Origin of the sequence: Mesorhizobium sp. B2-3-7, assembly GCF_006442695.1 — a bacterium.
Classification (GTDB): domain Bacteria; phylum Pseudomonadota; class Alphaproteobacteria; order Rhizobiales; family Rhizobiaceae; genus Mesorhizobium.
Window position 1 is genome coordinate 436,571 of sequence record NZ_VFVV01000003.1, and the last position, 14,590, is coordinate 451,160.

General features: G+C 62.2%; 12 protein-coding genes. 7 read left to right on the forward strand and 5 right to left on the reverse strand.

Annotated features, from left to right (window positions below):
• Positions 1-132: 132 nt before the first annotated feature.
• Entirely contained in the window at positions 133-3,096 is a 2,964-nt protein-coding gene (ileS, locus tag FJ940_RS08985; RefSeq protein ID WP_140656205.1) for an isoleucine--tRNA ligase, read from the reverse strand.
• 296 nt (positions 3,097-3,392) lie between these two features.
• Between ileS and FJ940_RS08990 the strand changes: the two genes are divergently transcribed.
• Complete coding sequence (locus tag FJ940_RS08990) at positions 3,393-3,836, forward strand: antitoxin Xre/MbcA/ParS toxin-binding domain-containing protein (RefSeq protein WP_140557104.1); 444 nt, start codon at positions 3,393-3,395, stop codon at positions 3,834-3,836.
• A 2-nt stretch (positions 3,837-3,838) separates the two neighbouring features.
• Positions 3,839-4,273: an RES family NAD+ phosphorylase gene (locus FJ940_RS08995; RefSeq protein ID WP_140494233.1), complete on the forward strand. Its 435-nt coding sequence runs from the start codon at positions 3,839-3,841 to the stop codon at positions 4,271-4,273.
• 12 nt (positions 4,274-4,285) lie between these two features.
• Here the strand turns inward: FJ940_RS08995 and FJ940_RS09000 are convergent, their stop codons facing one another.
• On the reverse strand, positions 4,286-5,056 hold the full coding sequence (locus tag FJ940_RS09000) for a MipA/OmpV family protein (RefSeq protein WP_224519163.1): 771 nt from the start codon (positions 5,054-5,056) through the stop codon (positions 4,286-4,288).
• Positions 5,057-5,283: 227 nt separating this feature from the next.
• Here FJ940_RS09000 and FJ940_RS09005 point away from each other — a divergent pair, with 227 nt between their 5' ends.
• The gene (locus FJ940_RS09005) at positions 5,284-5,838 is read left to right on the forward strand and encodes an HdeD family acid-resistance protein (RefSeq protein WP_140656208.1); all 555 of its coding nucleotides are present in this window, start codon (positions 5,284-5,286) and stop codon (positions 5,836-5,838) included.
• Between the two features lie 116 nt (positions 5,839-5,954).
• On the opposite strand, the gene FJ940_RS09010 is transcribed toward FJ940_RS09005, so the two are convergent.
• Together FJ940_RS09010 and FJ940_RS09015 are read right to left on the reverse strand one after the other, a co-directional pair.
• Positions 5,955-6,935, reverse strand: a complete 981-nt coding sequence (locus tag FJ940_RS09010; protein ID WP_140495019.1) for a bifunctional riboflavin kinase/FAD synthetase — start codon at positions 6,933-6,935, stop codon at positions 5,955-5,957.
• A 6-nt stretch (positions 6,936-6,941) separates the two neighbouring features.
• Positions 6,942-7,802: a TIGR01459 family HAD-type hydrolase gene (locus tag FJ940_RS09015; protein ID WP_140656312.1), complete on the reverse strand. Its 861-nt coding sequence runs from the start codon at positions 7,800-7,802 to the stop codon at positions 6,942-6,944.
• Positions 7,803-8,051: 249 nt separating this feature from the next.
• Here FJ940_RS09015 and FJ940_RS09020 point away from each other — a divergent pair, with 249 nt between their 5' ends.
• The 3 genes from FJ940_RS09020 (at position 8,052) to FJ940_RS09030 (ending at position 12,884) form a co-directional block, all read left to right on the forward strand.
• Entirely contained in the window at positions 8,052-9,965 is a 1,914-nt protein-coding gene (locus tag FJ940_RS09020; RefSeq protein ID WP_140656210.1) for a pilus assembly protein, read from the forward strand.
• Between the two features lie 195 nt (positions 9,966-10,160).
• Positions 10,161-12,137 carry a TadE/TadG family type IV pilus assembly protein gene (locus tag FJ940_RS09025; RefSeq protein ID WP_181171751.1) on the forward strand — a complete coding sequence of 659 codons (1,977 nt, stop codon included), beginning with the start codon at positions 10,161-10,163 and terminating at the stop codon, positions 12,135-12,137.
• A 114-nt stretch (positions 12,138-12,251) separates the two neighbouring features.
• Entirely contained in the window at positions 12,252-12,884 is a 633-nt protein-coding gene (locus FJ940_RS09030; protein WP_140583801.1) for a LysE family translocator, read from the forward strand.
• A gap of 25 nt (positions 12,885-12,909) precedes the next feature.
• Here the strand turns inward: FJ940_RS09030 and FJ940_RS09035 are convergent, their stop codons facing one another.
• Positions 12,910-13,734 carry a DUF2189 domain-containing protein gene (locus FJ940_RS09035; RefSeq protein ID WP_140656213.1) on the reverse strand — a complete coding sequence of 275 codons (825 nt, stop codon included), beginning with the start codon at positions 13,732-13,734 and terminating at the stop codon, positions 12,910-12,912.
• A gap of 329 nt (positions 13,735-14,063) precedes the next feature.
• Here FJ940_RS09035 and FJ940_RS09040 point away from each other — a divergent pair, with 329 nt between their 5' ends.
• On the forward strand, positions 14,064-14,570 hold the full coding sequence (locus tag FJ940_RS09040; protein ID WP_140494245.1) for a CAP domain-containing protein: 507 nt from the start codon (positions 14,064-14,066) through the stop codon (positions 14,568-14,570).
• The last annotated feature ends 20 nt before the right edge of the window (positions 14,571-14,590 follow it).

A 14,590-nucleotide genomic window follows, 5' to 3' on the forward strand; every position in this document is an offset into this window, starting at 1 on the left:
CACTGCGACGAAAATCCGGCGACAATTTGTCTTCCGGAGTTTCGCGTGTTTACCTCAACCACTCGTTAAGGGCAACGCGCGGACGGATTTGCACCGACCGGCGTGGCATTTGTGCACCGATATGCCTGGCCTTCAAAGCCGGCCGAGCGCGTTAAGCTCATGCAGCACGGCGGCGTCGCGCGCCGAGACATCGGGAAAGGCAGGATCCTGCCCGACATCGGCGGTGTAACGCCACGAGCGCGCGCATTTGACCAGGCCGCGGTCCTCGGCCTTTTCGATCACCACGGCGATGCCCTTCACGTCTTCGAGCGTGAAGGCGCCTTGTTGCGCCTCGCCATGGGCGATGACGAGATCGCTGGTGATCGCCATTTCGGCCATGTCGACATCCGATATCGCGGCTTCGAGCGCCGCATCGTCGATGGTAACGACCGGCACCGCCTCCAGCGACGAGCCGATCACCTTCTGGGCACGCGCGATTTCCAGCGCACCGGTGACGACGCGGCGCACCTGCCGCACCTTACGCCATTTCTCCGCCAGCGCCTCGTTCTTCCAGTTTTCCGGGATCGCCGGGAACTGGTCGAGATGTACCGAGACGGCATCGGGATGGCGGTCGAGCCAGGCCTCTTCCATGGTGAAGGGCAGCATCGGCGCCAGCCATCTTACCAGGCAGTCGAAAAGGTGGCGCACCACCTGCACCGAGGCCTTGCGCTTCGCGCTCGACGGCGCATCGCAGTAGAGCGCGTCCTTGCGAATATCGAAATAGAAGGCCGACAACTCGACCACCATGAAATCGAGGAGCGCACGGGTGATGCGCTTGAACTCGAAGGCATCGTAGCCCTGGCGCACCACCTCATCGAGTTCGGCGAGGCGATGCAGCATCAGCCGTTCCAGCTCCGGCATCCCTTCCAGCGGCACCTCCTCGCCATCGTCGTGGGCGAGCGTGCCCAGCATCCAGCGGATGGTGTTGCGCAGCTTGCGGTAGGCGTCGATGTTGGTTTGCAGCACGTTCTTGCCGAGGCGCTGGTCTTCCCAATAGTCGGTCGTCACCACCCACAGGCGCAGGATGTCCGCGCCGGACTGCTTGATCACGTCCTGCGGGACGACGGTGTTGCCGAGTGACTTCGACATCTTGCGGCCGTCCTCGTCCATGGTGAAACCATGGGTGACGACGGTGTTGTAAGGCGCCCTGCCCCTGGTGCCGCAGCTTTCGAGCAACGAGGAGTGAAACCAGCCGCGATGCTGGTCGGAGCCTTCGAGATAGACATCGGCCGGCCATTTGAGGTCCGGACGATCCTCCAGCGTGAAAACGTGGGTCGAGCCTGAATCGAACCAGACGTCGAGGATGTCCGTCACCTGCTTCCATCTGGAGGCATCGTGATTGCCGAGGAAACGGTCCTTGGCACCGGCGGCGAACCAGGCATCGGCGCCTTCTTTCTCGAAAGCGTCCATGATGCGCTGGTTGACCGCCTCGTCCTGGAGCACATTGCCGTCGGCGTCGGCGAAGACCGCGATCGGCACGCCCCAGGCGCGCTGGCGCGACAGAACCCAGTCGGGCCGTTCCTCGATCATGGCGCGGATGCGGTTCTGCCCCGCCCCTGGCACGAAACGGGTGTCGTCGATCGCCTTCAGCGCACGGCTGCGCAGCGTCGTGCCGTCGCCGAGGTCCTTGTCCATGTGGACGAACCATTGCGGCGTGTTGCGGAAGATGACCGGTTTCTTCGACCGCCAGGAATGCGGATAGGAGTGCTTCAGCCGACCGCGCGCGAACAACGCGTTGCGCTTGATCAGCTCATCGATGACCGCTTGGTTGGCATTGCCCTTCTTGCCGTTGTCGTCAAGAACGCGCGCCGCGCCACCCTCACGATCCGGACCGAAGCCCGGCGCGTCCTTGGTGAAAAAGCCGGCATCGTCGACGGTGAACGGGATCGCGGTGTCGACGCCGCGCGCGCGCAGGTCCGGGGCCGCGTCCATCCAGGCGTCGAAATCCTCGCGACCATGGCCCGGCGCCGTGTGAACGAACCCGGTGCCCGCATCATCGGTGACATGGTCGCCGGCAAGCATGGGCACCGGAAACTCGTAACCGCCGCCAAGACCCTTGAAGGGATGCGAAAGCGTAAGACTTCCAAGCTCTTGCGCCGACACGCTGCGAAGACGATTCAAGGTGACTTTGGCCTTGACCGAAGCCTCTTCGGCCAGCGTATCGGCAAAGATCAGCTTTTCGCCCGGCTGCGGGCCGAAGGCGTTCTCGGCTGCCGTGACCTCGTAGAGACCGTAGTCGATGCGCGGCGAATAGTTGACGGCACGGTTGCCGGGGATCGTCCAAGGCGTCGTCGTCCAGATGACGACATGGGCCTGCAGCAGATCGAGAGCGCCCTCGGTCAGTGCGGCCTCTCCGTCAGCCACGGGGCGCACCAGACTGGCGACCGGGAACTTCGCCCAGATCGTATCCGACTCGTAGTCCTGGTATTCGATCTCGGCCTCGGCGAGCGCGGTGCGCTCGACGACACTCCACATCACCGGCTTGGAGCCGCGATAGAGCTGGCCCGACATGGCGAATTTCAACAGTTCGCCGGCGATACGCGCCTCGGCGTGGAAGGCCATGGTCGTATACGGGTTCTTGAAGTCGCCGATGACGCCAAGGCGCTGGAATTCCGCCCCCTGAACGCCGATCCAGTGAGCGGCGAAATCCCGGCATTCCTTGCGGAACTCGTTGACCGGCACCTCATCCTTGTTCTTGCCCTTGGCGCGGTACTGCTCCTCGATCTTCCATTCGATCGGCAGGCCGTGGCAGTCCCAGCCGGGCACGTAATTGGCGTCGCGGCCGCGCATCTGGAAGGAGCGGTTGATGACGTCCTTGAGAATCTTGTTCAGCGCATGGCCGATATGGATGTTGCCGTTGGCATAAGGCGGGCCGTCATGCAGCACGTATTTCGGGCGACCGGCGGAGGCCTCGCGCAGCTTGCGGTAGAGATCCATCTCCTGCCAGCGCTTGACCAGCACCGGCTCCTTCTCGGGCAAACCGGCACGCATCGGGAAATCCGTCTGCGGCAGGTAAAGCGTCTTGGAATAGTCGATCGTTTCAGCTGTATCGGTCATTGGTCTGCCATTGTGGATTGCCCGGCGGCAAGGGAGCTCGGGCCTGAACTATCATGATCTGGAAAAAGCGCGAGGGGTCGCGCGCAAGATTCCCGGCGGCTCCGACAGCTCTCAGGCCGTCCGGAACACCGGGCTGGTAATTCGTATCGTAATCGCGACGGAACGCGAGACCACTGTCATGGCCGCGCTTTTAAACGAGGTGGGCCAGCTTGGAAAGCCCGAACTCCAAGGCACTCGCCTTGCCGCTTGTGCCAATTGCGCATATATGTTTGGGCAAATGGCACCGGAGGCGCGTCATGTCCAATCCGCATCGCAAGGTCCACGTGCCGGCTGCCAGACGGGCCGCCCGTAAGGAGAAGGTCGAGCTTGCGCAGGATGGCTTGGTCCGGGATGCCGCAACGGGGCAATTCCTGGTCAGCTTCACCAAGGTGGAAGAACTCCGCCACCGTGGGTTCAGCAATGACGAAATCTACAAGATCGTAGGATCGCGGCGCACTTTGGCGCGCAGGAAAGAACGCAATGAGAAACTGAGTATTGCCGAGTCCGATCGCGTCATGCGCATCGAGCGCATTTCCACAATGGCGGATCGTGTTTTCGGAGACCACGAAAAAGCGCAACGTTGGTTGCGCAAACGCAGCCGGGTGCTCAACGAAGCGCCTATCACGCTCCTGCAGTCGGAAACCGGTGCTTCCCTGGTGGAAGAGGAACTGCATCGCATCGATTATGGCATTTTCGCCTGACGATGCGTCTATGGCGTATCTCCAACTTCGCCGACCTGTCCGGCCGGGGCGGCATGCTTAGCTCCGGCCGTTGGAACATCAAGGGCACCGCCATTGTGTACTGCGCGGATCATCCCGCCACGGCGCTTCTTGAAATTCTCGTTCATGTCGACGTGGAAGATTTGCCGCCCACGTTCCAGCTCCTGGAAATCGAAGTGCCTGACGGCGTCTCCATTGCCGTCCCCGATTTGCCCGAGGGCTGGAAAGACAATCCGGCCAAGACACGCGAGATTGGCAGCGATTTTGTCAGTGCCGCCAGCCATCCAGTCATGGAAGTTCCTTGCGTGATCGTTCCCTTCGCCAGAAACTATATTCTCAATCCCGCCTTGCTGGAACGCGAAGGCATCGCCATCGTCGGCACCACAAGTCATCAGATCGATACGCGATTGCTGGAATAAGGCCGATACCGGCTACATCTTGAAATCGAAGCGATAGGTCGTCGATACGCCGATCATGAACTGGTTGCGGTCGCCGCGCTCCTTGACCAGGCTGGAATCGGCGGCCGGGCCTTCGAGGCGTGAATATTCCCCGAACAGGCTGGCGGTCATCGGGTCGGTCACCTTCCACGTCACCGCACCGCCAAGGCCGACCGATTTCAGGCCGCCGCCGGGATTATACTGGTTCAACCCCGAGGCCACGGCTTCCTGCGCGTCGACGCCGTAATAGGCGTCGAAATATTTGGCGGAGGCGAACGAGACGCGCGGCCCGCCAGAGATCCTGACGGTTGGCGTCACATCGTAGAAGGCGTCGGCGGCGATGTCGGCGACGAAGCCGTTATGGGCGCGGATGCCGTGCCGCAGCTCGGCACGCGCACGTATCCAGTCCGTCGGATAGAATTCGAAGAAGCCGCCCACCTCGCCGCCCCAGCGGACCGGATCGAGGCCCTTCAACTCGTCGGCATCGCCATCGTCGCGCGAGAACAGGAACTTGCCGGTCAGGCCGGCGCGAACGCCGCCGTCATCGACCAGCGCCAGCGAAATGTTGTCGTTGCGTGAGGTGAAGCGGGCCGCCGGGCCAGCCTTGCCCAAGGAGATGATCGGCGAGGCGCTGAGCAGGTACTTCTTGCCGCCCTCGAAATTGGGCGCCACCATGCCGGTGGCGCCGACCGTCAGATACCAATCGCCGGACAGCCAGCCGAAGGCGCCCTCGCCGGCATCGGCCGCACCCGAGGTAGCCAGCATGACGGTAGCCAAGGCTGCAGAAATTTTCCCGACCGGACTCATGACTACCCCATTAACACGATACGACTGTCTTTCGGTCACAGCTTTGAAGAGGCTTTGGTAAAATTTGATTTAAGGTCGAGACGTCCGGCTCGCATTGCTCACCATCCGGCCGCCGTCGGCTGGACGCGGGTCGGCACCAAGGGTAACTTCATTCCCTGCTGGCGGTCCTCGATGGAGGTGGCGACATGACCTTGCACGGCGATGCACTGAAGAACGCGATCGGACAGACGCGAGGAAAGTGGAGGTGGTTTGTTGGTCTGGGCGTGTTGCTGCTGATCCTCGGCGGCATTGCCTTTGGCAACCTCTTCATCGCCACGGTGGCTTCCGTCTATGTCGTGGGGTGGCTGATGCTGGTGGCCGGCATCATCGAGATCATGCATGCCTTCGGGGTCAAGACGTGGGGCCGCTTCTTCTACTGGCTGCTCAGCGGATTGCTCTACGCGGTCGCGGGCTTTTTCGCCTTCGACAACCCGCTGCTGGCCTCGGCGGTGCTGACCTTCCTGCTGGCCGTCGCGCTTGTCGCTTCCGGCGTGCTGCGCGCCTGGGTCGGTTACAGCCACCGGCCTGAGCGCGGCTGGGGCTGGATCGTCGCGGCCGGCGCCATCAGCGTGATCGCCGGGTTGATCATAGCTATGGGCTGGCCGGTCAACAGCGTATGGGTGCTCGGCCTGTTCCTGGCAATCGACCTGATCTTCCAGGGTTGGACCTTCATCGCCGTCGGTCTGGCGCTGAAAAAGTAACGTCTGATTCGAGCATGATCTAACCCGAAAACCGGGCGACACTTTTCGGGATCATGCTCATTTTGTTAAAGCATGATCTTGCCCGAAAACCGCACTCCACTTTTCGGGACCATGCTTCAAAAAGCCATGGCCGCGTCGAGTTGCGAAAGCGGCTTGACGCCGGCCAGCAGTGCTCTCGCCTCGGCCTCGTCGCGCTTCATCTGCGCGACCAGCGCATCAAGCCCGTCGAACTTGACCTCGCTGCGCAGGTAACCGAAGAACGACACCTGGCAGATCTCGCCATAGAGGTCACCGGAAAAATCGAAGACGAAGGTTTCCAGAAGCGGCGCGCCATCATCGTCGACGGTCGGACGGCGGCCAAAGCTGGCAACGCCATCATGCAGCCTTCCGTCGGCGCGGCGAAAGCGAACGGCATAGATGCCTTCCCTGAGGGTGGCCTCGGCGGGAAGCCTCATGTTGGCGGTCGGAAAGCCGAGCGTTCGCCCCAGTTTCTGGCCGCCCACGACTTCGCTCTCCACCGTGAAGCGATAGCCGAGCAGGCCGGCGGCCTCGGCCACCGCGCCTTCGCAAAGCAAGGCGCGGATGCGGCTCGATGAAACCACCTCGGCGCTTTCGTCCCGAAATGCATCGACCAGCGTGACGCCGAAGCCATGGCGCTCGCCAGCCGCCATCAGATAGGCCGGCCCGCCCTGGCGGTCCTTGCCGAAATGGAAATCGAAGCCGGTCACGGCATGGGTGATGCCAAGCGTTCTCTCAAGCACGTCGGTCACGAAGGCTTCCGCCGATAGCGAGGCGAAGTCGCGCGTGAAAGGCTGTTCGACGAGCGCGGCAAAGCCCAGCAGCGACAGGAGCCGCGCCTTCATCGGCGGCGGCGTCAGCACGAACAGCGGTATCTCGGGCCTGAATATCTTTCGCGGGTGCGGTTCGAAAGTCAGCACCAGCGCCGGCACGCCACGCCGCCGCGCCTCCGCCAATGCCCGTTCGAGCACCGCCTGATGACCGCGATGGACACCGTCGAAATTGCCGATCGCGACAACGCCGCCGCGCAAATCGGCGGGCAGCGGAGCGGTTGCCGAAAGGTGCTGGAAAGCGTCCATCGCCATCTACCGCAGCCTGGGAATGACGGCCACTGGATGATAGCCGTGCCTGTCAAGAAACGCGGCGAGCCTTGCGGGATCCGGTTGCGATGCATCGCCATAGTCGCGGGCATGAATGCCGCCTGAGACATAGAGAACGTCGAAACCGTTGTCGGCCGCGCCCTTGATATCGGTCAGCATGCCGTCGCCGATGGCCAGCACCTGGCGGCGCTCGACCGGCCGGCCAAGGATCTCCGCCACCTCCTTCATCGCCACATCATAGACCGGCGCATAAGGTTTTCCGGCGATCAGCGTGCGGCCGCCGAGCTGTGCGTAGTCGCGCGCCAGGGCGCCGGCGCACCAGATGATGCGTTCGCCGCGCTCGACCATGATATCCGGGTTGGCGCAGATGAAAGGCAGGTTCCTGGCGCGCAGCCGCCGCAGCAGCTCCGCATAATCTTCGGGCTTCTCCACTTCGTCATCGAACAGGCCGGTGCAGACGACGCCGGATGCCTCGAACTCCTCGACGAGATCGACGTCGAGCCCGTCATAGAGGGTCAAGTCTCGCTCGGCGCCGACATGGAAGATCTTTCGCGGGCCTTCCACGATCAGGTCGCGGGTCACGTCGCCCGAGGTGACCACGCGGTCGTAGGCCCATGGGGGAACGCCGATGACGTTCATCTGGGCCACGACGTCGGCGCTGCGGCGCGGCGAATTGGTGATCAGGACGACGGGAATGCCGGCCGTACGGGCAGCCGCCAGCGCCGACGCAGCCGCGGGAAAATGCGTTTCGCCATTGTGCACCACGCCCCAGACATCGCAGAGAATGGCCGAATAGTTCTTCGACACGTCTTCGAGCGAACCGATGATGTCAGGCGAGGCCGCCATGCCGTATCCTTCAGTCATGATCGTTGCGGTGCCGCAGCCGACGGTTCGCCGCAGCCGGTTGGAATTATCCGAACCGGCCCAGCCTGTCACCAGCTTTCGCCCGCCTGTACCGACATCCACCACCGTTCACTGGTTGGTTAACGAGCTTTGAAAATGCAGCCTGACCTTGGACATATTCCAGAAACCTGAAATTTAACGATTTATGACACCGTCCCCACTGACTATCGATTTGGCGGGGCAGCTGTGACAATGATCCGAAGATTCGGACGCGACCGGCGTGGCAATTATGCGCTGATGACCGTGCTCGCCATGGTGCCGCTGATGGGCGCCGTGGCTATCGCCGTCGACTATACGGAAATGGTGGGCCAAAGGCAAAACGCCTTGAATGCCTTGGACGCGGCCGGCTTCGCCACGGCCCAGCAGATCGTTGCCGGCGCCAGCGAAGCCGACGCGGTGGCCTATGCCAAGAATTTCTTCGAAGCCAATCTCGCGCATATCGATCCGGCCAACACCACGCTGGCCGTGACGCTGCCCAACAACAACACAGGCGGCGGGACGCTGAAGCTCTGCGCGACCTTGGTCTACAAGCCCTATTTCGAGCCGACGGCTAAACTACTGCTGGGCGGCAGCGCCGGCAGCACCGATATCGGCTTCAGCACCTGCTCCGAAGTGCGCCTGAAGAACACGCTGGAAGTGTCGCTGGTGCTTGATAATTCCGGTTCGATGAAGGAGCTCGGCAAAGGCTCGAACAAGGTGCGGTTCGACCTTCTCAAGAGCGCCGCCAAGCAGTTGGTCGACCAGTTGGCCGGCCAGGCCCAGCAGATGAGACAGGTCACCAAGCCGGTCCAGTTCAGCCTCGTTCCCTTTGCCGCCTCGGTGAATGTCGGTGCGGGCAACGCTTCGGCGGCGTGGATGGACACGACCGGCATATCGCCTATCCATCATGAGAATTTCGACTGGACGACCATGAGTTCGTCCTTTTCGTCCACCAAATACGCGCAGAAGATTGCCGGCATCTGGTACGCGAAAGGCACCGGCTGGGACGCGAGCCAGAAAGACCAGCCGCTGACCCGGTTCTCGATCTACAAACAGATGAAACGCATTTCAGCGTGCAGTCTCAAGAATTGGGACGGTACTTGTGCATCGAACGCGACCTTCACCTATGCGCCGGTCGCGAGTTGGGGTGGCTGCGTCGAGTCGCGTCCATATCCATACAATATCCAGGACACAGCTGCATCGACAACACTGCCTGCAACGCTTTTCGTGCCGATGTTCGCGCCCGACGAAACCGACCGCGTCGATAGCTCTTCAAGGCCAGCCAATAACAATTGGGATGTCGACGCCCCAGTGAGTTCAGGCGCGTCCGACGCCGCACGCCAGCGCTACATGCCAAAATATTTCGACTGGGTGAACAAGGTCACGCCGGCCTACGGCATGGACGCCGGGCCGAATACAAGCTGCAGCACGACGGCAATTACGCCACTAACCGATGTTTCCACGACAGCCGGCGCAACTTTGATCAAAAACGCCATCGATGCCATGGCCGACGACGGCGCCACCAACGTGCCGGAAGGCATGGCCTGGGGCTGGCGGACCCTTTCCAGCACGGCACCCTTCACCGAGGGCCGGCCCGAAACGGAAAGAGGCAACGACAAGGTACTGATCGTGCTGACCGACGGCGCCAACACCTACTACACGCCGACCTCGGTGACGGCGCAGACCTACTCTGGAACCAATTGGAGTTCTGGCGGTAACGACCTGGCTGGCAGCAAGGCGATCTATTCGGCTCTCGGTTACGTCGTCCCCTACAGCAACGGCTACAGCTACGGCCGCATGTTCCTCGGAACGGATGTCACCAAGGACGATTACAGCAACGCCAACTACACCAAAGCGATGAACGAGCATTTCACTGCGCTGTGTAACAACGCCAAGGCCGCCGGGATCATGGTCATGACCATCGCGCTTGATCTGGACGCCACCAAGACAGCGGAGAAAACGCAGATGGATGCGCTGAAGGCCTGTTCTTCGGATTCCCGCTTCAGCAAGGACAAGACCGATCCGGGCAAGCCGATGAAGCTGTTCTGGAATTCGACGGGCGCAACGCTGTCCGACGATTTCAAGGCGATCGGCAACGAGCTGTCCAACCTGCGCATCGTCAGCTGATCCGACGAATTCCACGTCGACGCCCTGCATCCGGCGGGGTGTCGTTTTTTGGAGGCACCGGGGGGCCGCTCCAGATTGGTTAGTGCTTGGTGAAGCGCGAACCAAGCAATCGAGCGGTTTCCCAAACCCGTCCTTCAGCGTTTTGTGGAAAGCTGGCGTCGAACGAGAATCCGCCGGCGGGGGCCGCTGCAAGACATGCGTGAAATCTGGCGTCAATTCCGCCGCGACAGGCGCGGCAACTATGCTCTCGTGACGGCCTTCGCGATGGTCCCGCTGATGGGCGGGCTGGCGCTCGCGGTCGACTTCACGGAAATGAACCGCGAAAAGCAGACGGTGTTGAACGCGCTCGACGCCGCCAACTTCGCCACGGCGCGCCGCGTGACGGAAGGCGCCACCGACGACCAGCTGAGGGCCTATGCGCTCGACTTCTTCAATGCCAATCTGAACGATGTCGATCCCGCCAACACGACGCTCAACCTCACTTTGCCCAGCAACGCCGCTGGCGGCGGAACAATGAAGCTTTGCGGCACCTTGACCTATAATCCTTACTTCCTGCCGACGGCGAAGATACTGCTCGGCGGCACCGGCGCCACCAATATCGGCTTCACCGCGTGCTCGGAGGTGCGGCTGAAGAACACGCTCGAAGTAGCGCTGGTGCTCGACAATTCCGGATCGATGGTCACGCCCGGAACCGGCTCGGGGCAGAAGCGCATCGATCTCCTCAAGACCGCGGCGAAGCAGTTGGTCGACACGCTTGCCCAACAGGCCGCGATGATCAAGCAGGTCGACAAGCCGGTGCAGTTCGGCCTCGTACCCTTTGCCGCCTCGGTCAATGTCGGTCCTGGCAATGGCAATGCGTCCTGGATGGACACCGAGGGCCTGTCACCGGTGTCGAACGAGAATTTCGACTGGTCGACGCTGAACGCCGCCAACAAATACGCCCAGCAGACCAACGGCATCTGGTACAAACGCGGCACCGGCTGGGGCGACGAGGAAGGCCAGATGCTGACCCGGTTTTCGCTCTACCGCGACATGAAGGTCGTCACCAGCCATGAGCGTGTTAAAAACAGCAAGCACGTTGTTTGTGCTGAATACAACTGGAACAATACCTGCAAGCGCAGTTACGACGCATACGACTATGTCGATTCCTACGGTCCGTTCGCCAGCTGGCAAGGCTGTGTCGAAGCCCGGCCCTACCCCTACAATGTCAATGACGCCCCGCCGTCCGGCGGCTCGGCCAACACCGGGATAGGCGTGGGCGATCCGGCGACGATGTTCGTGCCGATGTTCGCCCCGGATGAACCCGGCAATCACTGGAAGATCACCCAGGATCCCAACGAAGCCGCACCAAAGACCTACGGCGCCATCAACAGCTGGTGGAACGACGATCCTTCGAGCAGCAGCGGCCAAGCCCGGCTGCGCAACATGACCAAATATTTCCAGCCGCGGCCGATCGATGCGCCGGTATTGCCCGCAGGCAACGGCCCGAACTACAGTTGCACCACCAACCCGATCACGCCGCTGACCGACGTCAGCGTCGCCGATGGGCTCGCCACGATCAAAGCCGCGATCGACCTGATGCAGCCGGATGGCGGCACCAATGTTCCCGAGGGCATGGGCTGGGGCTGGCGGGTGGTCTCGAGCGGCGAGCCGTTCACGCAGGGGCGCCCGGAAACAGAAAAAGGCAACGACAAGGTGGTGATCGTGCTGACCGACGGCGCCAACACCTATTACACGCCGTCTTCGCTCAGCTATTCCGACCCCGCCGATTCGAAGTCGACCTACGCGTCCTACGGCTATCTCAAGCCCGGCTATGCCGGCACCTCGGTCGGGCGTCTGTTCATGGGCACATCGAGCGCCATCGGCCAGTTCGACTATTCGAACGGCAATTACACCAGCGCGCTCAACGAGCAGATGACGACGCTTTGCAACAACGCCAAGGCGGCCAACATCATGGTGATGACAGTGGCTCTCGACCTGTCCACGACCAAGACCACCGACAAGAACGCCATCGATGCGCTGAAATCATGCTCGTCGGTCTCGCGCTTCCGCAAGGACCCGGCGGACCCGAGCAAACCCGCCAAGCTGTTCTGGAATGCGACGGGCGCCAGCCTGTCCAACGATTTCAAGGAAATCGGCAACGAATTGTCGAACCTGCGCGTGGTCGGTTAACCGAACTCTGGCGCAACGCCCGACGCCGCCAAGCCCTTGTGGGCGCCTGCCGCAACGGGCACATAATGGCTGCACGCTGGATCGCATCCATCGCGGCACGCCTGGGGACGAACAATGCCCGATACCGCCAACCACCTCGCCTTCGCGCTGGTCTGCCTGGGCATGGTGCTGACGCCGGGTCCAAACATGATCTACCTGATCTCGCGCTCCCTGTCGCAAGGGCCGAAGGCCGGGTTGATCTCGCTTGGCGGGGTCGCCGTCGGTTTTCTCTTCTATGTGCTGTCGGCGGCATTCGGAATCACGGCGCTGCTGCTGGCCGTGCCCTTCGCCTATGACGCGCTGCGCTTTGCCGGCGTGCTCTATCTCCTGTGGCTGGCCTGGCAGGCCGTGAAGCCGGGCGGACGCTCGCCATTCCAGGTGCGCGACCTGCCGAAAGACGGGCCGCGCAAGCTGTTCGCCATGGGCCTGATGACCAATCTGCTCAATCCGAAGGTGGCGGTGCTCTATTTGTCGCTGCTGCCGCAATTCATCAGCATTGGCAAAGGCCATGTCCTGTCTCAGCTTCTTGTGCTCGGCGCGACGCAGATTTCGATCAGCCTGACCGTGAATGCCATCATCGCGGTGATGGCCGGCTCGATCGCCGCGTTTCTCGCCGGGCGGCCTTTGTGGCTGGTCATCCAGCGCTGGATGATGGGAGGGGTGCTGACGGCGCTGGCGCTGAAGATGGCGACCGACGCACAGCGCTGAGCCCAGCGGCGGCCCCGGCGTTGGTCTACATCGGCCGTCTTGTCTGCTGCGTCCGCTCCGGTTCCACCACCTTGCGGTAGAGGTGCCAGGTGGCATGGCCAAGGATAGGCATAACGACCGCGAGCCCGGCAAACAGCGGGATCGAACCGATCACCAGCAGCACCGCGACCGTCAGGCCCCAAAGAGCCATCTGCAGCGGATTTGCCATCACCGCCCGCGCCGAGGTTTCTATGGCCGAAACGGCGCCGACGTCACGGTCGAGCAGCAGCGGGAAGGCGACGACAGTGGTGGCCAACACGATCACGGCGAAAACGAAGCCGGCGGCGTTGCCGAGAAGGATCAACGTCCAGCCTTTGCTGGTCGTCAGCACGTCGCGGACAAAGGCGCCGATCGAAGCCGGCGGCTGGTCGCCGAACAGACTGGTGTAGATCGACTGCGCGATGAACAGCCACAACAGGAACAGCACGAACAGCATGATGCCGATGACCGCGATCGAAGGCACCGCCGGCGAGTGGCGGACATCGAGGGCATGTCGCCAGTTGGTGTTCATGCCGAGTTCGCGCCGGCGGCTGATCTCGTAGAGGCCGAGCGCGGCGAAAGGGCCGACAAGGGCGAAACCCGACATCAAGGGATAGACGAGCTGAATGGCGTTGGAGCCAGACGTCCACTGCGTCAGGATCAGGCCGACGATGGGATAGATCAGGCACAGGAAAACGTAGTGAGACGGTTTTGCCCAGAAATCCTCGGCACCGAGCCGCAGCGCATCCCAGAGGTCCGATGTGGTGATGTGGCGCACCGTGGGCTGCACATGCATACCACGCGCGTCCGCCATGACATGAAAGCTGGCCATAAGCTTCCTCCCGTTGTCGGGGGCGGTCACCACCGCGATGGCCGCCCGTAGCTGCCACTAGTAGATGTAACAGCATACCCGATTTGCCAGGGGCTGTCGCCAAATCGATGGTTCCGGACAGGCTATCACGGGATTGTCATCGCTGCCCGGCAGAAGCCGCGCGATCTTCGGCATCGGATTTCTCGGATGATGGGCCATTCGAAGCTGGATGGCCAAACGCAACGTTTGAAGACTACGCGGTGCGATCAGCGAAGGCCAAGGCATCAATTTCCTCGACAGTTTTTTCGGCTTGCCCGTCAAAAGCCATGATCGCGACTATGCAGGCAGGAATGAACACTGTCATCGACCTCCCTCCAGAACCGCGCCGGACAAGGCGCTCCTTGCTGATCGGCCTTGCGGCCATTGCCGGGCTTGCCGCCTGCACAACCGTTTCCGTGCCCACCGGTGAGGGCGCAGGTGTCTCTTCCTCCGCCACGGCCACCCTGGCCAACTTGCGCGCTGCGGCCGGGCGGACTCCGCTGACCGCGGACACCCAGCTCGAACAGGCAGCGTTGCAGCAGGCCGGCTACATGGCGTCGCGGACGCGCATGAGTCACACCACCGGCTGGGGCAAGGATTTCGCCTCGCGCATGAAGGACAATAGCGTGCACGGCGCTGCGGCCGAGAACATCGCCGAAGGCCGCTTCGACCAGCAGAAACTGTTCGATATCTGGATGCATTCGACCGGCCACCGGCGCAACATACTCGACCCGGACTTCAGTCGTTTCGGGCTTGCCTATGTCCGCGACGGCCGCGACCCCGGCCTCCGCTACTGGGCCCTGGTGCTCGGAAGGTAGCAAAGCCATCGCCGGCAGCG